This window comes from Salinivibrio sp. MA427, from assembly GCF_001996115.1.
GTDB classification, from domain to species: Bacteria; Pseudomonadota; Gammaproteobacteria; order Enterobacterales; family Vibrionaceae; genus Salinivibrio; species Salinivibrio costicola.
Genome location: NZ_MUFH01000075.1, coordinates 1 through 18661, shown reverse-complemented (window position 1 = coordinate 18661; position 18661 = coordinate 1). Strand labels below are relative to the sequence as shown.

The window sequence follows — 18661 nt, the reverse complement described above, 5'->3', positions numbered from 1 at the left end:
TCATCTGACAGAAAAACATGTCATGTGGCAAGGTAAACCGCTACCCGGTGCTTTATTTGATTTCGCGCTCTACTTTTTCCATAACTATCGTCGGTTGCTTGAGACAGGATCCGGTCCTTACTTCTACTTGCCCAAACTACAAGCCTATCAAGAAGCGGCGTGGTGGAGCGATGTGTTCTCATTTGCAGAAGATGAATTTGGGCTAAGCCGAGGCACGATCAAAGCAACCGTATTGATCGAAACCCTACCGGCCGTGTTTGAAATGGATGAGATTTTATATCACTTACGCGATCACATCGTCGCGCTGAACTGCGGTCGCTGGGATTATATTTTCAGTTATATCAAAACGCTTCGTAATCATCCTGATCGGGTGCTACCTGACCGTCAGGTGGTCACCATGGACAAACCTTTTCTCAATGCTTACTCGCGACTGTTGGTGAGAACCTGTCATAAGCGCGGTGCATTGGCCATGGGAGGGATGGCGGCATTTATCCCGAGCAAAGACCCAACCGAAAACCAACAAGTGCTCGAGAAAATCGAAAAAGATAAAACGCTAGAGGCAAATAATGGCCATGATGGAACCTGGATTGCCCACCCCGGATTAGCAGACACGGCGAAAGCCATTTTTGATAAAGCGCTCGGCGATAAGCCGAATCAGCTAACGGTTTCTCGTGAGCAAGATGCGCCAATTACCGCGGCGGATTTGCTTGCGCCTTGCGATGGAGAACGCACCGAAGCGGGCATGCGCCACAATATCCGGGTTGCGGTCCAATATATCGAGGCATGGATTTCGGGTAATGGCTGTGTGCCGATTTACGGCTTGATGGAAGATGCGGCGACCGCCGAAATTTCGCGTGCGTCGATCTGGCAATGGATCAAGCATCAAAAGCCGCTCAGCAATGGCAACGTGGTAACCAAAGAGCTATTTACGCAGTACCTCGAAGAAGAAATGGCTGTGCTTGAAAACGAACTGGGCACTGAACGTTTTGCTCAAGGGCGATACCGCCAAGCGGCAACGTTAATGGCCGAGCTGACAACCAGTGATGAGCTAGTTAACTTCTTAACCTTACCAGGGTACGAGTATTTGCCTTAATGGGCATGGAAGCAAAACAACAACATGGAATGAAAGCGAAGGGCTGACAAGGCTCTGCTAACAAAGAGGAATGGAACATGACTTTGACTCGCCAACAACAAATCGCGCAACTGGAAAAGGATTGGGCTGAAAATCCACGCTGGAAAAACGTAAAGCGAACGTACACCGCTGAAGAAGTGGTCAGTATGCGCGGCTCTTTTGTCCCCGAGAATACCATTGCTAAACGCGGCGCAGCTAAGCTGTGGGACCTTGTTAACGGCAGTGCGAAAAAAGGCTATGTTAACTGCTTGGGCGCGTTAACGGGAGGCCAAGCTGTGCAGCAAGCAAAAGCCGGCATTGAAGCTATTTACTTGTCAGGCTGGCAAGTGGCAGCGGACAATAACACAGCGTCCAGCATGTATCCGGACCAGTCACTGTATCCAGTTGACTCAGTCCCCTCGGTTGTTAAACGTATCAACAATGCTTTTCGCCGCGCGGATCAAATACAGTGGTCAAAAGGTGGGACCCCAGAAGAGGGTACTGATTATTTTCTCCCTATTGTTGCCGATGCCGAAGCTGGCTTTGGTGGTGTACTCAACGCCTATGAGTTGATGCGCAATATGATTGAGGCAGGTGCAGCAGGCGTCCACTTTGAAGATCAATTGGCGTCAGTGAAAAAGTGTGGTCACATGGGTGGAAAGGTATTGGTGCCAACCCAAGAAGCCGTGCAAAAGCTGGTTGCAGCGCGTTTGGCGGCGGATGTTGCAGGGACTGACACGCTCGTGATTGCCCGTACCGATGCTAATGCGGCTGATCTGCTTACCTCAGACTGCGACCCTTATGATAAAGACTTTATTGCAGGTGAGCGCACCGCAGAAGGTTTTTATCGCGTGCGTCCAGGGATTGAACAAGCGATTTCCCGTGGTCTCGCTTATGCACCGTATGCTGATTTGATTTGGTGTGAAACCGCGACACCGGATCTGGAAGAAGCACGTCAATTTGCCGAGGCGATTCATGCGCAATATCCGGATCAATTATTGGCATATAACTGCTCGCCATCCTTTAACTGGGAAAAGAACTTGGATGCCGACACCATCGCTCGTTTCCAGCAAGCGCTGTCCGACATGGGTTACAAGTATCAGTTCATCACCTTAGCGGGCATTCACAACATGTGGTACAACATGTTCGATCTTGCCCACGCTTATGCGCAAGGTGAGGGAATGCGCCATTATGTAGAGAAGGTACAGCGACCTGAATTTTCTGCGGCGGAGCGTGGTTACACGTTTGTGGCTCACCAGCAGGAGGTCGGTACTGGCTATTTTGACCAGATGACTAATATTATCCAAGGCGGTCAATCTTCGGTAACCGCACTGACGGGCTCAACGGAAGAAGATCAGTTTTAATTAAAACCGTTATCATGGAAATGAAGCCAGAAAGGGAGTGGAAACACTCCCTTTTGTTTATTCACCTTCTTCCATCGGCTCGCTTTCTTCTTGAATTTCGAGCAAGGTCGACGCAATGGCGACAAAGTCACTATCAGTAATGATCCCAACAAGGCGTTGATTTCTAATCACGGGTAAACACCCTATTTTACGCGCTAACATTGATAATGCTGCGGCACGTAACGACGCCTCTGGCGAGACGGTGACAAGTTGCTTATCGGTAAATTGTGCGAGTGGGGTATGGATTTGATGATCGCCATTGGTTGCTCTTCCTAAAGACGATGCCTGGGCTGAAAGCACATCGCGCTGGGTAACGAGCCCAAGCAAGCGTTCATTATCATCGACGATGGGTAAGTGACGGAAGCGTTCCGCGCGCATTAAGCGGTGGGCATCATCAAGCGTATGATCCGGACTCAGTGTATGTGGATGGCGAGTCATCATATCATCAACGGTAAACATGGCACCTCCTTGTTATCAGTGCACAGGATTAATTTAACTGTAGTGCACTTGGCACGGGGTGGACGTGATACACATCAATTATCTGCGCGAGGCTATTATCCGCAAAAGGCTATTATTCGCAAAAGGCTATTATTCGCAAAAGGCAATGATCTGCAAAAGGACATCATCCGCGAAAGTTAATCATCCGCCAAAGTTAATCATCCGGCAAAGGCTTCAAACGTAAATATCGCCATGCTATTAATGCGCACTGAAACGATTGCCTGCTTCGCTCGCTTGATATTCACGGTGGGCTACCTATACTAGCGGCCTGCTTTTTATCTAGGCAAACGTCATGCAATTATCCGATTTTCACTTTGAACTCCCTGATGAGTTGATTGCGCGCTATCCACAGCCGGATCGCAGTGCAAGTCGCTTATTGTCACTTGATGGCACCAGCGGTGAGGTAGCGCATCGTCAGTTTAAAGATATCCTCGAACTGGTTGAACCTGGGGATTTGATGGTGTTCAACAACACACGTGTGATCCCTGCACGCGTGTATGGCCGCAAAACCTCGGGTGGAAAAATAGAGGTGCTGGTGGAGCGTGTGCTCGACGAACGTCGTTTCCTTGCCCACGTGCGCGCGTCTAAAGCGCCAAAACCCGGTGCTGAATTATTCCTCGGTGATGACGGACAGATCCCGGCAGAAATGGTGGCACGCCATGACGCCCTGTTCGAAATCCAGCTAAACAGCGATAAAGGCGTAGTGGATACACTCAACGACATCGGCCATATGCCGTTGCCGCCGTATATCGACCGTCCTGATGAAGAAAGCGATAAAGAGCGTTATCAAACCGTGTATAACCAAAAACCTGGGGCGGTGGCTGCGCCAACGGCGGGATTACACTTTGATGATGCCATTATGGCAACGCTCAAAGAAAAAGGCGTCAATATTGCCTTTGTTACTTTGCATGTGGGCGCCGGAACATTCCAACCGGTTCGGGTCGACAACATTGAAGAGCACATCATGCATGCCGAGTATGCTGAAGTGCCTCAAGAGGTGGTCGATGCGGTCAATCAAACGCGTGCACAAGGTAAACGCGTGATTGCGGTGGGGACCACGTCAGTACGGTCATTGGAAAGTGCAGCACAAGCGGCGAAGCAAAAAGGTGAACCACTGGCGCCATTTTTTAATGACACCCAGATTTTTATCTATCCCGGTTACCAGTGGCAGCTAGTGGATGTGCTTGTCACCAATTTCCACTTGCCGGAATCAACCTTGATCATGCTGGTGAGTTCTTTTGCCGGTTACGAACATACCATGGCCGCTTATCGCGCGGCAGTTGAAGAACGCTATCGCTTTTTCAGCTATGGCGATGCCATGTTTATAACCCGTCAGCAACAACCTGATTAATTAAGTTCACGCGAAGCCTGGCTTCGTGTGATCTAAGCTTGCGGCAGGGTAAACCTTGTTAGCATAAGACACACGCCAGACTGTTTCTCTGGCACTGAGGAGGATTCGTGGAATACGAACTAAAGAAAACCGATGGACGCGCCCGCCGTGGCCGTTTGATTTTTGAGCGCGGCACGGTCGAAACCCCGGCATTTATGCCCGTGGGGACCTATGGCACCGTAAAAGGCATGACCCCTGAAGAAGTGAAAGGCACCGGGGCTGAGATCTTACTCGGTAATACCTTTCACCTATGGTTACGTCCGGGGCAAGAAGTTATGCGACTGCATGGGGATTTGCATGACTTTATGCAGTGGCATGGCCCTATTTTAACCGACTCTGGCGGCTTCCAAGTTTTTAGCTTAGGAGATATCCGTAAAATCACTGAAGAAGGAGTGCATTTTCGTAACCCGGTTAACGGTGATCGGATTTTCATGGATGCGGAAAAATCCATGGAGATCCAATACGACCTTGGCTCAGACATCGTGATGATCTTTGATGAGTGTACCCCGTATCCTGCGACGCACGCTGAAGCGAAAAAGTCGATGGAGATGTCACTGCGCTGGGCCAAGCGTAGTCGCAATCATTTTGACAAACTTGGTAACAAAAATGCGCTGTTCGGCATTGTGCAAGGTGGTGTATATGAAGACTTACGCGATGTGTCGGTAGAAGGCCTAACTGAGATTGGCTTTGATGGTTACGCCGTTGGCGGACTTGCCGTCGGTGAGCCAAAAGAAGATATGCATCGCATCTTGGAGCATACCTGCCCGCAGTTGCCGGAAGACAAACCCCGTTATCTAATGGGAGTGGGTAAACCGGAAGACCTCGTGGAAGGGGTGCGTCGTGGCGTTGATATGTTCGATTGCGTGATGCCGACCCGAAATGCCCGAAATGGTCACCTATTTATTACCGGTGGTGTGATCAAGATCCGTAATGCGAAACATAAAAGTGATACCTCGCCTCTGGATCCTGAGTGTGACTGTTACACTTGCCGCCATTATAGCCGTGCCTATCTTTACCACTTAGACCGTTGTAATGAAATCCTCGGTGCGCGACTCAATACTATCCATAACTTGCGTTATTATCAGCGCGTGATGGAAGGTTTGCGTAACGCGATTGACGAAGGTAGATTAGATGCCTTTGTAGCGGATTTCTACGCGCGTCGTGGTAAGGAAGTGCCACCGCTCGATTGATTTCGAATTCAACAACTAAAACGAGGACGTGATTGAATGTTTATCTCACAAGCTCACGCAGCGGCTGAAGCCGGCCCACAAGGTGGCGGTATGCAGCTTTTTATTATGCTTGGTCTCTTTGCGGTTATTTTCTATTTTATGATTTATCGCCCGCAATCTAAGCGTGTTAAAGAGCATAAAAACCTAATGGCATCCATGAGCAAAGGAGACGAAGTACTGACCGGTGGTGGTTTGGTGGGTAAAATCACCCAAATTGCTGAAGACAATGACTTTATTGTTATTGCTCTTAACGACAATAACGAAGTGACCATTAAAAAAGACTTCGTGACGGCAGTACTGCCCAAAGGTACTATCCAGTCTCTCTAATTCTCGCAACCATAAAGGATGCATGCTGTGCTAAACCGTTATCCTTTGTGGAAGTACATCATGGTGCTAATAGCCTTGGTTATTGGCATCGTGTATGCGCTTCCCAATTTATACGGTGAAGATCCAGCAGTACAAATTTCCGGGGCGCGTGGCGCCTCGGTAGATATGACTGCGCTGGACTCCATCAAACAAACCCTCGAATCCAACGATCTCTCCTATCAATCTATCGCGCTCGAAGACGGCACTGTCTTAGCCCGCTTTAAAGACACTGAATCGCAAATCAGTGCTCGTGATGCGTTGATGTCTCGCTTCGATAGCAATAACTATGTGGTCGCATTAAACCTGGCGCCAGCGACCCCTTCTTGGTTGGACGCCCTTGGCGCAACACCAATGAAATTGGGACTCGATTTACGTGGCGGGGTACACTTCTTAATGGAAGTGGACATGGACGCTGCGCTAGAAAAGTTGATTACCCAGCAAGAAGACAGCTTTCGTACCGATTTACGTGAAGCGCGCATTCGCTATCGTGGTTTACGTGTCGAAGATAACACGCGCGTAATGGTTAACTTGCGTAACGCAGAAGACACCAATAAAGCGCTCGAGCTACTGTCGAACAATTATCGGGATATGAACTTCTCGATTGATGAAGACGACGGCACCTTAACCGCGGTGTACAAAGAAGAGCGATTAAAAGAAATCCGTAACTACGCGGTGGCGCAAAACATCACTATTTTGCGTAATCGTGTCAATGAGCTCGGGGTCGCAGAGCCTTTGGTCCAACGTCAAGGTGCGAGTCGCATCGTGGTTGAATTGCCAGGTGTGCAAGATACGGCCCGAGCAAAAGAAATTCTCGGTGCGACCGCGACCTTGGAATTTCGTGAAGTCGACCAAGATGCCGATTTATCTGCAGCGATGGCAGGGCGTGTTCCGCCGGGTAGTGAGCTAATGAGCTCGCGTGACGGGCGTCCTGCGGTGTTGAAAAAGCGAGTCATCTTAACCGGTTCACACATCACAGACGCCAGTTCATCACGTGATGAGTACAGTCGCCCACAAGTGAACATCTCGCTCGACAGCGAGGGCGGTGACAAAATGTCTGACTTCAGTAAGCGTAACATTGGCGAGCTGATGGCAACGGTGTTTGCTGAGTACAAAGACAGTGGTGAGCGTGACGAAAATGGCAAAGTGATCTTGGAAAAACACGAAGAAGTGATTAACCAAGCGACCATTCAATCGGCATTAGGCCGTGACTTCCGAATTACCGGGATCGACTCAGCAGCTGAAGCTCACAACCTTGCGTTATTGCTACGTGCCGGTGCGTTGATTGCGCCCATTTCGATTGTTGAAGAACGCACCATAGGTCCATCCATGGGGCAGCAAAACATCAATATGGGTATACAAGCCTGTTTATGGGGCCTCGTTGCAGTCATGCTGTTTACACTGGTGTATTACCGCCGCTTCGGCTTGTTTGCTAACTGTGCCTTGTTCGCGAATATCATCTTGATTATTGGGATTATGTCGCTTATTCCAGGCGCCACCATGACGCTACCGGGCATTGCCGGTATTGTCTTAACCGTGGGGATGGCGGTGGATGCTAACGTGCTTATTTTTGAACGTATTCGAGAAGAGCTGCACGAAGGGCGTAGTCCACAACATGCGATTGATCGGGGTTATTCCAACGCCTTTAGTACCATTGCCGATGCTAACATTACCACGCTGATTACGGCGATCATCTTGTTTGCTGTGGGTACTGGCGCAATTAAAGGTTTCGCGGTGACACTATCGATTGGTATTTTGACCTCCATGTTTACCGCTATCGTGGGAACGCGTGCACTGGTAAATCTTGTGTATGGCGGCAAGCGCGTCGAAAAACTGTCGATTTAAGGGAGCCCAAGCATGTTTCAAATATTTAAACCGGACATGTCGATCAACTTTATGCGTTGGTCTAAAGTGGCCTTCGTGTTCTCGATCTTCATGATTGCGGCGTCTGTGGTCACCTTATCAACCAAATGGTTGAATTGGGGGCTCGATTTTACCGGCGGTACCTTGATTGAAGTCGGTTTTGAACAACCGGCTGATCTTGCCCTAATCCGTGATTCGTTATCCGCTGAAGGCTTTGGCGATGCGGTGGTGCAAAACTTTGGTAGCGCCACGGACGTGATGGTTCGGCTGCGTCCACGTGATGACATGGAAGGTGAAAACCTCGGTAATGAAGTACTGAATGCCATCAAAGCCGGTACCGGTGATAACGTCGAGATGCGCCGCATCGAGTTTGTCGGCCCCAATGTCGGGGACGAGCTGACCGAAGCGGGTGGCTTGGCAATCATCATTGCATTGGTTTGTATCCTGATTTATGTCTCGTTCCGTTTCGAATGGCGTCTAGCTTCCGGTGCCGTCATGGCACTGGCTCACGATGTGATTATTACGCTGGGGATTTTCTCTCTGTTCGACGTGGAGGTGGATCTCACTATCGTCGCTGCTTTGCTGACAGTCGTGGGCTACTCGCTTAACGATACCATTGTGGTGTTTGACCGTATTCGTGAGAACTTCCGCAAGCTTCGTAAAGTCGAGTCAGACGAAATCATCAATGCGTCTGTTTCACAAACCCTAAGTCGGACAACCATCACTTCAGGCACTACCTTGTTTGTGGTGATTTCGCTCTTTACCTTGGGTGGGTCGATGATCCATGGGTTTGCCATGGCACTGTTGATTGGTATTACCGTCGGGACATACTCATCGATTTATGTTGCTTCGGCGCTGGCCTTGAAACTCGGTATTGCGCGCGAGCACCTCTTGATCCCTGAAGTGGAAAAAGAAGGGGAAGAGTNGCCTTAACCACGCTTGCCCTGTGCTTAGAGTGGGGCTATGCAGTGACCAAGTGGCGAATTGTTTACAAGCCGTCATCTTCTTCAGGCACAAAAAAGCGGCGCTCATTGAGCGCCGCTTTTTATTAATATCTTATCGGTGTCTTTATTTTTTCATCGACTCAGGCGCGTGTTCGCGAACTTTGGCGAGTATACCTTTCACCACACGTGCGCCACCGCTGACAATATTGCCAGAGCGCATATAGTCGGTACCGCCGTTAAAGTCAGTGCAAATGGCACCCGCTTCGCGCGCAATTAACTCACCCGCAGCCAGATCCCAAGGCTTAAGGCCCAGTTCAAAGAAGCCGTCAACACGGCCCGCGGCAACGTAGCAAAGATCGAGCGCTGCCGATCCAGTACGACGGAAGTCAGCACAATCGACAAACAACGCCCCAACAACGGCGATAAAGCCTTCAGCGTGCTGTTTAGCTTTAAACGGGAAGCCGGTCGCTAAGAGGGTGCCGTCAAGCTCTTTGGCGCTGCCAGTACGGATACGCTTGTTATTGAGTTGTGCGCCAGAACCACGTTGAGCGGTAAATAGCTCATTGCGGATAGGATCGTAAACGCAACCAATTTCTGTACGGCCTTTAATGCGCACAGCAATGGAAACGCAGAAATGCGGGAAGTCGTTAATGAAGTTAGTGGTGCCATCCAGTGGGTCGATGATCCATTGATAATCGCTATCTTTACCTTCCGCCACGCCTGACTCTTCGCCAATGATGGTGTGGTCCGGATATGATTTTTTAATAATATCGATAATGATTTGTTCCGCCGCTTTGTCGACATTAGTGACGAAGTCATTACTGCCTTTTTGTGCGGTTTCGATGTTGTCTTTGTTTTCTGCAGATTTAGCGATAAAATCGCCAGCCTTCCGTGCAGCACGGACGGCGATGTTTAGCATCGGATGCATACGGTTTTCCCAACGGATGTTAAAGAACGAAAGCGGGGCGGAGTATAACAGAGCCAGAGCAAAAGGAAAGTGGGTATTTTTTAACCGTCAATAAGCGCGTGGCCTCTGCTAAATATGACACCAGCCGCAGGCTTAGCTGAGAAGTATTATCGATTGCACTGTGATAAACTGCGCAGATCTAACAGACCGCTGCCCATCCCATCCAAGATGGACAGAGCAAGAGACGAAAACAACATCATGCTAGATCAAATTCGCGTTGTATTAGTAGGCACGTCCCACTCCGGAAACATTGGCTCAGCCGCCCGAGCGATGAAAGTCATGGGACTGACCAACATGACATTAGTGGCGCCTGGCTGTGAAGTGGACGGTCAAGCCATTGCCTTAGCCGCAGGGGCCAGTGATATTGCCAATAACGCGAGAGTGGTGAATACGCTTGAAGAAGCGGTGGCCGATTGTGGCCTAGTGATAGGCACCAGCGCAAGAAGCCGAACATTAGAATGGCCGATGCTGGATGCGCGAGCGTGCGGCCAAAAAGCCATTCAAGAAGCCGCAACACATCCGGTTGCCATCGTTTTTGGCCGAGAGCGAACTGGCTTAACCAATGAAGAGCTGCAAACATGTCACTATCATGTTTCGATTCCATCCAATCCAGACTACAGCTCTTTGAATTTGGCCATGGCTGTGCAAACGCTGTGTTATGAAATGCGTGTCGCCTGGTTGGACAGTCAAGCCTATCAAGGCCCAACCCTTGAGCAAGACTATCCGCTGAACCAAGATTTGGCGCGTTTTTATACGCACCTCGAAACGGTTCTTACTAAAACAGGGTTTATCCGTACTCAGCACCCTGGCATGGTCATGACAAAACTACGTCGCTTATTTAATCGCGCGCGCTTAGAGAGTCAGGAACTCAATATTTTACGAGGCGTGCTGTCTTCGGTGGAAAAGGTGACCAAACAGGCGGCATCGAGCGAGCAAAATACCGATAATCACTCCCCACGTTGATCCTTTCAAATGAGGCGTCGTACACCTTGGTGAAAACTTGACAAAAATACTCAGGTAAATACTTGACCAAAATACTCAGGTATGTAACCATTTGAGCATCTATTCACCACAGGTAGCGTGTTATGAGATTGACTTCGAAAGGCCGTTATGCGGTTACCGCCATGCTCGACGTGGCGCTTCATGCCGAGCAGGGTCCTGTGCCCCTGGCGGACATCTCTGAGCGTCAAGGCATTTCCTTGTCTTATCTTGAGCAACTTTTTTCACGGCTCCGTAAGTCGGGACTGGTCAGCAGTGTTCGTGGTCCAGGCGGTGGTTATCGTCTCGGGATAGCAGCCAACGAGATTGCCGTTGGCGCGGTGATTGCCGCGGTTGACGAATCGGTTGATGCGACAAAATGCCAAGGTAAAGCAGACTGCCAAGGCGGAACCCGTTGTTTGACACACACCTTGTGGCACGACTTAAGTGCCCGTATTAGCGGTTTTCTAAACGACATCACGCTCGGTGAGCTGATGCATGATAACGAAGTGAAGCAAGTAGCAGATCGTCAGGATGCTAAACTGGACGCCTCATTGGCGCCAAGAAACACGTTTAGCTCGAAGGTCAAACAAGATAGCGCCACCATAGGCGTGAACGTTCGCTCCTGATGACCAATGTCGGTGTAATTGGAGAAAAACATGAAATTGCCCATATATTTTGATTATTCAGCCACGTGTCCGGTTGATCCGCGCGTTGCTGAAAAAATGAGTCAGCATCTGACCATGGACGGGGTCTTCGGTAACCCAGCCTCTCGCTCGCACCGTTTTGGTTGGCAAGCAGAAGAAGCCGTTGATACCGCACGCGAAAACATTGCCGATTATTGCAATGCCGATCCGCGTGAGATCGTGTTCACCTCTGGCGCGACGGAATCAGACAACCTAGCCATTAAAGGTATTGCCAATTTCTACTCGAAAAAAGGCAAGCACATCATTACCTGCAAGACCGAGCACAAAGCGGTACTTGATCCATGCCGGCAGCTAGAGCGAGAAGGCTTTGAAGTCACCTACCTCGACCTAGAAGAAAACGGCTTAGTTGATCTGAAAAAGCTAGAAGCGGCGATGCGTGATGACACCATTTTGGTTTCTATCATGCACGTGAATAACGAAATTGGCGTGATTCAAGACGTTTCGGCTATCGGCGAATTATGCCGCGAGCGCAAGATCATGTTCCACGTGGATGCTGCACAATCTGTGGGCAAAGTGCCTTTAGATGTGAAAGAAATGAAAATTGATCTGATTTCTTTCAGCGCGCACAAAGCTTACGGACCAAAAGGCATCGGCGCTTTGTATGTTCGCCGTAAGCCACGGGTGCGTATTGAGGCGCAAATGCACGGTGGTGGTCACGAGCGTGGTATGCGCTCAGGCACCTTACCGACCCACCAAATTGTGGGTATGGGTGAAGCCTTCCGTATCGCTAAAGAAGAGCGTGAAAAAGATTTTGAACATGCACTTGCGTTACGTAATCGCTTTTATGACGGCGTCAAAGATTTAGAAGAAGTTTACGTTAATGGTGATTTGGAGCAGCGCGTTCCACACAACTTGAACGTGAGCTTTGCCTTTGTTGAAGGTGAGTCTTTGTTGATGGCGCTAAAAGATCTGGCGGTATCGTCTGGGTCGGCGTGTACATCAGCAAGCCTTGAGCCTTCTTATGTTCTTCGTGCGCTAGGACGCGACGATGAGCTAGCACACAGCTCACTACGTTTTTCATTTGGTCGTTTTACTACTGAAGAAGAAGTGGATTACGCGATTGAAAAAGTCCGTGAGGCCGTGAACAAGCTGCGAGAAATGTCACCACTTTGGGACATGTACAAAGACGGTATTGATTTAAGTACCGTTGAATGGGCGCACCACTAATACGAAAAACGCGCCAACTGGCAACAGTGAGCAATCATATTGAGGAAACAATTATGGCTTACAGCGAAAAAGTAATTGACCACTACGAAAACCCACGTAACGTTGGCTCGTTTGAAAAAGGCGATCCATCCGTCGGTAACGGCATGGTCGGTGCCCCAGCATGTGGCGACGTCATGAAGCTACAAATCAAGGTGAATGACGAAGGCATCATCGAAGACGCTAAATTTAAAACCTATGGCTGCGGGTCAGCGATCGCATCGAGCTCGTTGGTCACCGAATGGGTAAAAGGCCGTTCGATTGACGATGCCGCTGCAATCAAAAACTCTGAGATTGCGGAAGAGCTTGAGCTGCCACCGGTTAAAGTCCACTGCTCTATCTTAGCGGAAGACGCCATTAAAGCAGCAGTTAGCGACTACAAGAAAAAACACCAGCAGTAAAACGAAGGGGTTGTTGATACTATGGCTATTACCATGACACAAGCGGCATCAGATCGCGTAAGAGCGTTTCTAGACAACCGTGGAAAGGGCATTGGCTTGCGTCTTGGCGTACGGACGTCAGGATGTTCTGGCATGGCCTATGTCATTGAATTTGCTGATGAGCTTCAAGAAGGTGATCAGGTATTCGAATACGATGACGTCAAGGTAATCGTCGATGGCAAGAGCTTGCTCTATCTCGAAGGGACAGAGTTAGATTTTGTCAAAGAAGGCCTAAATGAAGGTTTTCAGTTCAACAACCCTAACGTCAGTAGCGAATGTGGTTGTGGCGAAAGCTTCAACGTGTAATACGTGAGAGCACATGAATCATTTTGAACTCTTCGGGCTACCGTATCAGTTTGAGCTGGACGGTAGCTCGCTTTCTTCAACGTTTCGGGAGCTGCAACGCCAGTATCACCCAGATAACGTTGCTAGCCAAGACGATAAAACGCGTCTTCAGGCGGTGCAGAAAGCCTCGCAAATTAACGATGCGTTTCAGACGTTGAAAGATCCCGTTCGACGCGCTGAATATATGCTGACGTTACAAAGCATTGATATAAAAGACGAACAGCAAACGATGCAGGATCCTGAGTTCTTAATGCAGCAAATGACACTGCGTGAAGAACTGGAGTCGATCACTGATAGCCAAGACGATGCTGCGTTATTTGATTTTGGCGCAAAAGCACAAGCGCTTTATGATGCCTTGATCAAAGAGGTTAAGCAGGCACTCGCTGCTTCTCAATGGCAAGAGGCGGCAGTGATTGTGCGCAAGCTTAAGTTTGCAGAGAAGCTTTGCTCCGAAGTGGAGCGCGTCGAAGATCAGCTGATGAGCTGATCGGCACTATTCGCCTGTCAACGCAGTAAAGTTTAAGGATTAGACATGGCACTGTTACAGATTTCAGAGCCCGGTCAAAGTGCCGCGCCGCATGAACACAAGCATGCAGTCGGCATCGATTTGGGTACGACCAACACTTTGGTTGCCACGGTACGAAGCGGTGTCGCAACCACCTTGAACGATGAACACGATCGATCACTGATCCCGTCGGTGGTCCACTATGGTGGTGATGCCATTTCAGTGGGTTATGATGCCCTTCCTCATGTGCAAACGGATAGTGCCAACACCTTGGTATCGGTCAAGCGCATGATGGGACGCTCTTTGGATGACGTCCAGACACGTTATCCGCAACTTCCTTATCGGTTTTCACAAACTGAAAATGGCCTGCCACAAGTCGAGACACGACGTGGTGCCATCAACCCAGTTCAAGTCTCGTCCGATATTTTGCGGGCGGTACGTGAACGTGCAGAAGTCAGCTTGGGTGATGCGCTTGAAGGCGTGGTGATCACTGTTCCAGCTTATTTTGATGATGCGCAGCGAGCAGGCACCAAAGATGCCGCGACACTCGCGGGCCTGAATGTACTCCGTTTACTCAATGAGCCAACCGCAGCGGCCATTGCTTATGGGCTCGACTCGGGCCAAGAGGGCGTGATCGCTGTGTATGATCTCGGGGGCGGGACCTTCGATATATCGATTCTCCGTCTCTCCCAAGGCGTGTTTGAAGTCATGGCCACCGGGGGCGATTCAGCACTAGGTGGGGATGATTTTGACCACCTGCTCGAGCAATGGATCTGTGAGCAAGCCGGGTTTGAAACCCTCAGTGGTGATGAGCGCCGTACGGTGCTCCACGCAGCGACACAGGCTAAAATCGCATTGTCTTCCTCTGCCAGTACCGACATTGACGTACTCGGTTGGCAAGGTACGCTGACACGTGACACCTTTGATGCCTTGGTCGCCCCTTTGGTTAAAAAGACCTTGATGTCGTGCCGTCGTGCGCTTAAAGACGCCGGCGTCAGTGCCGATGAAATCCTAGAAGTCGTGATGGTCGGCGGGTCAACCCGGGTACCGGCCGTTCGCCATCAAGTCGGCGACTTCTTTGGTCGTGAACCGTTAACCAGTATCGACCCAGATAAAGTGGTCGCGATAGGTGCCGCAACACAAGCGGATATTTTGGTCGGCAATAAGCCCGACTCTGACATGTTGTTGCTGGACGTGATCCCGCTTTCGCTCGGCATTGAAACCATGGGCGGCCTGGTAGAAAAAATCATTCCACGCAATACCACCATTCCTGTGGCGAAAGCCCAAGAGTTCACCACGTTTAAAGACGGTCAAACCGGCATGAAAGTGCACGTGGTACAAGGTGAACGTGAAATGGTGGATGATTGCCGCTCGTTGGCGCGTTTCTCCTTAAAAGGCATTCCACCGATGACCGCGGGGGCAGCCCATGTCCGCGTGACCTACCAAGTGGATGCCGACGGTTTGCTGTCTGTGTCGGCCATGGAAAAGTCGACTGGTGTGGCCTCGTCGATACAGGTTAAACCGTCTTACGGGCTCAATGATGACGAAATCGCCAACATGATCAAATCATCATTTACCCATGCGGAAGAAGACAAAGATGCCCGCTATTTGGCGGAGCAACGCGTTGAAGCCGATCGGGTGATCGAAGGCCTACTGGTCGCCATGCAACAAGACGGTGACACCTTGCTCGATCATAATGAGCAACAAGCGCTCGTGAACGAAATTGAAACATTGATCGCGCTGCGTAACGGCGATGATGGCGCTGCCATTGAAGCGGGAATCAAAGCACTAGATAAAGCCAGCCAGACCTTTGCGGCACGTCGTATGGACAAATCGATTCGTAATGCGTTGGCCGGTCAATCCATTGATGAGGTGTAATCATGCCTAAGATTATTGTTCTGCCGCACCACGAGTTATGCCCAGAAGGTGCGGAACTGGAAGGGAAAGAAGGGGAGACCGTCCTCGATGTGGCGCTAAAAAATGGCATTGGCATCGAGCACGCGTGTGAAAAGTCTTGCGCGTGTACTACCTGTCACATTGTGGTTCGCGAAGGCTTTGACTCGCTCGACGAAAGTGATGAGCTTGAAGATGACATGCTCGATAAAGCATGGGGACTTGAGCCAGAGTCCCGCTTGGGCTGTCAGGCGAAAATTACCGATGAAGATCTGGTGGTCGAAATTCCACGCTACACCCTAAACCATGCAGCGGAAAATCATTAATCTAATGCTGTAACGGACGGAGAAGCAAAATGAGTTTAAAATGGACGGATTCACTCGATATTGCGATTGAGCTGTGTGACGCTTACCCAGATGTCGATCCTAAAACAGTACGTTTTACCGACTTGCATCAATGGATCACCGAACTGGATGACTTTGACGATGATCCTGAGCGCTCGAATGAACGGATTTTGGAAGCGATCATTATGTGCTGGATGGATGAGCAAGACTGAGGGCTAGCTCTCGTGAGTGATTGATAATACTTGTGTTATTGTCACCGGCTCGGCACAGTATCGACGGCCAAATAGAGTTATTACCAAAAGCGGGCCCATCGGTTCGCTTTTTTTATTCCACTGGGTGCCATGTACTCAACGTACGCTGCCCAGTCAAACACGCTGTACAGTAAAAAACAGCGCGACAGTACAAGGAGTACAAAATGTCAGAAACATTAAAAGTAACCCTGTCGCATCAGCCGGCAGCCGCGCAATGGGGCGATAATGCGCTGGTCTCTTTTGACGCCGATAAAGCGCTTATCCATGCACCGAGCGACACCAATCAACGAGATAAGGTGCAACAAGCCGCGCGTAAACTCGAGGGGCAAGGTGTCCCTGCACTGACGCTGACCGGCGAGCATTGGGATCTTGAATTAGTGTGGGCCTTTTACCAAGGGCTTCGCGGTCCTAAAAATAAAGTGGCTTTTGCGCAAGCGGTCTTAAATGACACAGACACCAAGGAGTTCGAACTTCGGCAAACTGTTGGTGACTGGGTGCGCGATATTATCAACCAACCGGCAGAAGAAGTCGGTCCGCATCAGTTGGTGGCCCGCGCAGGGGAATTTGTAAAATCGATGGCACCGGAGCCGGAGCATGTCACTTACAAGATTATTTCAGGCACGGATCTGTTAGAAAAAGGCTGGCACGGCATCTATACCGTTGGACGAGGCTCTGCCCGTAAACCGACCATGTTGCAATTGGACTACAACCCGACCGGCGATCCGGATGCACCGGTTTATGCATGCTTAGTCGGAAAAGGGATCACCTTTGATTCGGGCGGCTATAGCATCAAAGGCTCAGATTTTATGACCACCATGAAAGCCGATATGGGTGGCTCGGCAACCGCGACAGGCGCATTGGCGATGGCAGTGGCGAAGGGCCTAAATAAGCGCGTGAAATTAGTGCTTTGCTGTGCAGAGAACATGATCTCAAGCAGTGCCTACAAGCTAGGTGATATTATCACTTACAAAAACGGCGTGACGGTTGAAGTATTGAATACCGATGCCGAAGGACGCTTGGTGCTCGCGGATGGCTTAATGTATGCCAGTGAGCAAAAGCCTGAACTCTTAATTGATTGCGCCACCCTGACGGGCTCAGCAAAAGCCGCATTGGGTAACGATTATCACGCATTGTTTAGCTTTGATGATAAGCTCGCCCATCGTACCCTTGAGGCGGCACAGCAAGAGGGTGAAGGAATGTGGTCTCTCCCTGTGGCTGAATTCCATCGTAAGTTACTGCCTTCTTCATTTGCTGATATTGCCAACGTATCGACAGGCGCGTACATGCCAGGTGCGAGCACGGCCGCCGCGTTTTTATCGTATTTTGTCGAAGATTACCAAAAAGGCTGGATGCACATCGACTGTTCGGGGACTTATCGTAAAGCCGCCAGTGACAAATGGGCGGTCGGTGCCACCGGGATGGGCGTGAAAACCTTGGCGCGTGTGTTATTGGATGAAGCCAAATAACCTCATCAATTAATCGGTGAGGTGTTAACGAATTTTTTGTGTGAGTTAACGCTTCACCGCATTGGTGATAGGGGCAGACAATAAAGTTTGCTAGGGTAAGCGCGTTGTTGCTCCTAGTGAGCCTGATTTAGACAGTAAAAGGACAAGCGAATGACCATTGAACGCACTTTTTCTATCGTCAAACCTGATGCCGTAGAGCGTAACTTGATTGGTACGCTTTATCAGCGTATCGAAAGTGCTGGCTTACGCATCGTGGCAGCGAAAATGTTACACCTTAGCAAAGAACAGGCTGAGGGGTTTTATGCTGAGCACCAAGGTAAACCTTTCTTTGCGTCCTTAGTCGAGTTTATGACCTCTGGACCGATTATGGTGCAGGTGTTGGAAGGCGAGGGTGCCATTAACCGTTATCGTGAGTTGATGGGCAAAACTAACCCTGAAGAAGCGGCTTGCGGGACATTGCGCGCTGACTACGCGGAAAGTATGCAATATAACTCCGTACATGGCTCGGATAGCCCAGGCTCGGCTGAACGTGAAATTGCGTATTTTTTCACCGCGGATGAGATTCATCCTCGTTGTTAACGCAAAGACGGATATAAAAGGTTTATAAAGAGGCGCGAGCCTCTTTTTTGTTTTGTTCTTCTCCTGCCTCTTACCTGAATAACCACGCTCATAGAGAGTGGAAAGTGTGATCTAAAGCCTGTACAATTTCGCGCCTTAAGCGCGTTCCGAACAGGGATCTTGACTAGATTCAAGGTGTATTC

20 protein-coding genes are annotated in these 18661 nt (G+C 49.8%); 18 read left to right on the top strand and 2 right to left on the bottom strand.

Translation table 11 applies throughout. The annotated features are described in order from the left end of the window. A partial coding sequence (gene aceB, locus BZG79_RS07205; protein ID WP_077774066.1) for a malate synthase A occupies nucleotides 1–1093 on the top strand: 1093 nt, incomplete at its 5' end. Nucleotides 1094–1170: 77 nt separating this feature from the next. Beyond that, nucleotides 1171–2475, top strand: a complete 1305-nt coding sequence (gene aceA / locus BZG79_RS07200) for an isocitrate lyase (RefSeq protein WP_021022908.1) — start codon at nucleotides 1171–1173, stop codon at nucleotides 2473–2475. Nucleotides 2476–2532: 57 nt separating this feature from the next. On the opposite strand, the gene BZG79_RS07195 is transcribed toward aceA, so the two are convergent. After that, entirely contained in the window at nucleotides 2533–2973 is a 441-nt protein-coding gene (locus tag BZG79_RS07195; protein WP_077660461.1) for a CBS domain-containing protein, read from the bottom strand. Between the two features lie 331 nt (nucleotides 2974–3304). On the opposite strand from BZG79_RS07195, the gene queA reads away from it, so the two are divergent. The 5 genes from queA (at nucleotide 3305) to secF (ending at nucleotide 8790) form a co-directional block, all read left to right on the top strand. Next, a complete protein-coding gene (gene queA, locus BZG79_RS07190; protein WP_077774065.1) occupies nucleotides 3305–4363 on the top strand; it encodes a tRNA preQ1(34) S-adenosylmethionine ribosyltransferase-isomerase QueA in 1059 nt (352 codons plus the stop codon). A gap of 107 nt (nucleotides 4364–4470) precedes the next feature. Continuing rightward, complete coding sequence (tgt, locus tag BZG79_RS07185; protein ID WP_021022911.1) at nucleotides 4471–5592, top strand: tRNA guanosine(34) transglycosylase Tgt; 1122 nt, start codon at nucleotides 4471–4473, stop codon at nucleotides 5590–5592. A 36-nt stretch (nucleotides 5593–5628) separates the two neighbouring features. Beyond that, nucleotides 5629–5958, top strand: coding sequence for a preprotein translocase subunit YajC (gene yajC / locus BZG79_RS07180; RefSeq protein ID WP_021022912.1), 330 nt, complete (start codon nucleotides 5629–5631; stop codon nucleotides 5956–5958). 27 nt (nucleotides 5959–5985) lie between these two features. Further along, entirely contained in the window at nucleotides 5986–7839 is a 1854-nt protein-coding gene (gene secD / locus BZG79_RS07175) for a protein translocase subunit SecD (RefSeq protein WP_077460262.1), read from the top strand. Between the two features lie 12 nt (nucleotides 7840–7851). Next, nucleotides 7852–8790, top strand: coding sequence for a protein translocase subunit SecF (secF, locus tag BZG79_RS07170; protein WP_077774064.1), 939 nt, complete (start codon nucleotides 7852–7854; stop codon nucleotides 8788–8790). 135 nt (nucleotides 8791–8925) lie between these two features. Here the strand turns inward: secF and suhB are convergent, their stop codons facing one another. Further along, a complete protein-coding gene (gene suhB / locus BZG79_RS07165; RefSeq protein WP_077774063.1) occupies nucleotides 8926–9729 on the bottom strand; it encodes an inositol-1-monophosphatase in 804 nt (267 codons plus the stop codon). 237 nt (nucleotides 9730–9966) lie between these two features. On the opposite strand from suhB, the gene trmJ reads away from it, so the two are divergent. The 11 genes from trmJ to ndk all read left to right on the top strand — a co-directional run bounded on the left by trmJ (nucleotide 9967) and on the right by ndk (nucleotide 18479). Continuing rightward, a complete protein-coding gene (trmJ, locus tag BZG79_RS07160; RefSeq protein ID WP_021022916.1) occupies nucleotides 9967–10731 on the top strand; it encodes a tRNA (cytosine(32)/uridine(32)-2'-O)-methyltransferase TrmJ in 765 nt (254 codons plus the stop codon). A 122-nt stretch (nucleotides 10732–10853) separates the two neighbouring features. Then, the gene (gene iscR, locus BZG79_RS07155) at nucleotides 10854–11375 is read left to right on the top strand and encodes a Fe-S cluster assembly transcriptional regulator IscR (protein WP_021022917.1); all 522 of its coding nucleotides are present in this window, start codon (nucleotides 10854–10856) and stop codon (nucleotides 11373–11375) included. Between the two features lie 30 nt (nucleotides 11376–11405). Beyond that, on the top strand, nucleotides 11406–12620 hold the full coding sequence (locus tag BZG79_RS07150; protein ID WP_077460264.1) for an IscS subfamily cysteine desulfurase: 1215 nt from the start codon (nucleotides 11406–11408) through the stop codon (nucleotides 12618–12620). Nucleotides 12621–12673: 53 nt separating this feature from the next. Further along, the gene (gene iscU, locus BZG79_RS07145; RefSeq protein WP_025744586.1) at nucleotides 12674–13057 is read left to right on the top strand and encodes a Fe-S cluster assembly scaffold IscU; all 384 of its coding nucleotides are present in this window, start codon (nucleotides 12674–12676) and stop codon (nucleotides 13055–13057) included. Nucleotides 13058–13078: 21 nt separating this feature from the next. Then, entirely contained in the window at nucleotides 13079–13402 is a 324-nt protein-coding gene (iscA, locus tag BZG79_RS07140; protein WP_021022920.1) for an iron-sulfur cluster assembly protein IscA, read from the top strand. Between the two features lie 13 nt (nucleotides 13403–13415). Then, a complete protein-coding gene (gene hscB / locus BZG79_RS07135; protein WP_077460265.1) occupies nucleotides 13416–13928 on the top strand; it encodes a co-chaperone HscB in 513 nt (170 codons plus the stop codon). Nucleotides 13929–13973: 45 nt separating this feature from the next. After that, nucleotides 13974–15824 carry a Fe-S protein assembly chaperone HscA gene (gene hscA / locus BZG79_RS07130; RefSeq protein WP_077774062.1) on the top strand — a complete coding sequence of 617 codons (1851 nt, stop codon included), beginning with the start codon at nucleotides 13974–13976 and terminating at the stop codon, nucleotides 15822–15824. Between the two features lie 2 nt (nucleotides 15825–15826). After that, nucleotides 15827–16165 (top strand): ISC system 2Fe-2S type ferredoxin, encoded by a 339-nt coding sequence (gene fdx / locus BZG79_RS07125; protein ID WP_077460267.1) that lies wholly within the window; start codon nucleotides 15827–15829, stop codon nucleotides 16163–16165. Between the two features lie 29 nt (nucleotides 16166–16194). Then, entirely contained in the window at nucleotides 16195–16395 is a 201-nt protein-coding gene (gene iscX / locus BZG79_RS07120; RefSeq protein ID WP_077460268.1) for a Fe-S cluster assembly protein IscX, read from the top strand. Nucleotides 16396–16598: 203 nt separating this feature from the next. Continuing rightward, entirely contained in the window at nucleotides 16599–17900 is a 1302-nt protein-coding gene (gene pepB, locus BZG79_RS07115; protein ID WP_077460269.1) for an aminopeptidase PepB, read from the top strand. Between the two features lie 150 nt (nucleotides 17901–18050). Further along, the gene (gene ndk, locus BZG79_RS07110) at nucleotides 18051–18479 is read left to right on the top strand and encodes a nucleoside-diphosphate kinase (RefSeq protein ID WP_021022926.1); all 429 of its coding nucleotides are present in this window, start codon (nucleotides 18051–18053) and stop codon (nucleotides 18477–18479) included. Nucleotides 18480–18661: the final 182 nt, after the last annotated feature.

Bases quoted from the DNA above. Each gene is read 5' to 3' on its own strand.
- iscR (WP_021022917.1), top strand. From the start codon at position 10,854: ATGAGATTGACTTCGAAAGGCCGTTATGCGGTTACCGCCATGCTCGAC.
- fdx (WP_077460267.1), top strand. From the start codon at position 15,827: ATGCCTAAGATTATTGTTCTGCCGCACCACGAGTTATGCCCAGAAGGT.
- pepB (WP_077460269.1), top strand. From the start codon at position 16,599: ATGTCAGAAACATTAAAAGTAACCCTGTCGCATCAGCCGGCAGCCGCG.
- hscA (WP_077774062.1), top strand. From the start codon at position 13,974: ATGGCACTGTTACAGATTTCAGAGCCCGGTCAAAGTGCCGCGCCGCAT.
- trmJ (WP_021022916.1), top strand. From the start codon at position 9,967: ATGCTAGATCAAATTCGCGTTGTATTAGTAGGCACGTCCCACTCCGGA.
- iscX (WP_077460268.1), top strand. From the start codon at position 16,195: ATGAGTTTAAAATGGACGGATTCACTCGATATTGCGATTGAGCTGTGT.
- suhB (WP_077774063.1), bottom strand. From the start codon at position 9,729: ATGCATCCGATGCTAAACATCGCCGTCCGTGCTGCACGGAAGGCTGGC.
- BZG79_RS07150 (WP_077460264.1), top strand. From the start codon at position 11,406: ATGAAATTGCCCATATATTTTGATTATTCAGCCACGTGTCCGGTTGAT.
- ndk (WP_021022926.1), top strand. From the start codon at position 18,051: ATGACCATTGAACGCACTTTTTCTATCGTCAAACCTGATGCCGTAGAG.
- aceA (WP_021022908.1), top strand. From the start codon at position 1,171: ATGACTTTGACTCGCCAACAACAAATCGCGCAACTGGAAAAGGATTGG.
- iscA (WP_021022920.1), top strand. From the start codon at position 13,079: ATGGCTATTACCATGACACAAGCGGCATCAGATCGCGTAAGAGCGTTT.
- queA (WP_077774065.1), top strand. From the start codon at position 3,305: ATGCAATTATCCGATTTTCACTTTGAACTCCCTGATGAGTTGATTGCG.
- BZG79_RS07195 (WP_077660461.1), bottom strand. From the start codon at position 2,973: ATGTTTACCGTTGATGATATGATGACTCGCCATCCACATACACTGAGT.
- yajC (WP_021022912.1), top strand. From the start codon at position 5,629: ATGTTTATCTCACAAGCTCACGCAGCGGCTGAAGCCGGCCCACAAGGT.
- hscB (WP_077460265.1), top strand. From the start codon at position 13,416: ATGAATCATTTTGAACTCTTCGGGCTACCGTATCAGTTTGAGCTGGAC.
- iscU (WP_025744586.1), top strand. From the start codon at position 12,674: ATGGCTTACAGCGAAAAAGTAATTGACCACTACGAAAACCCACGTAAC.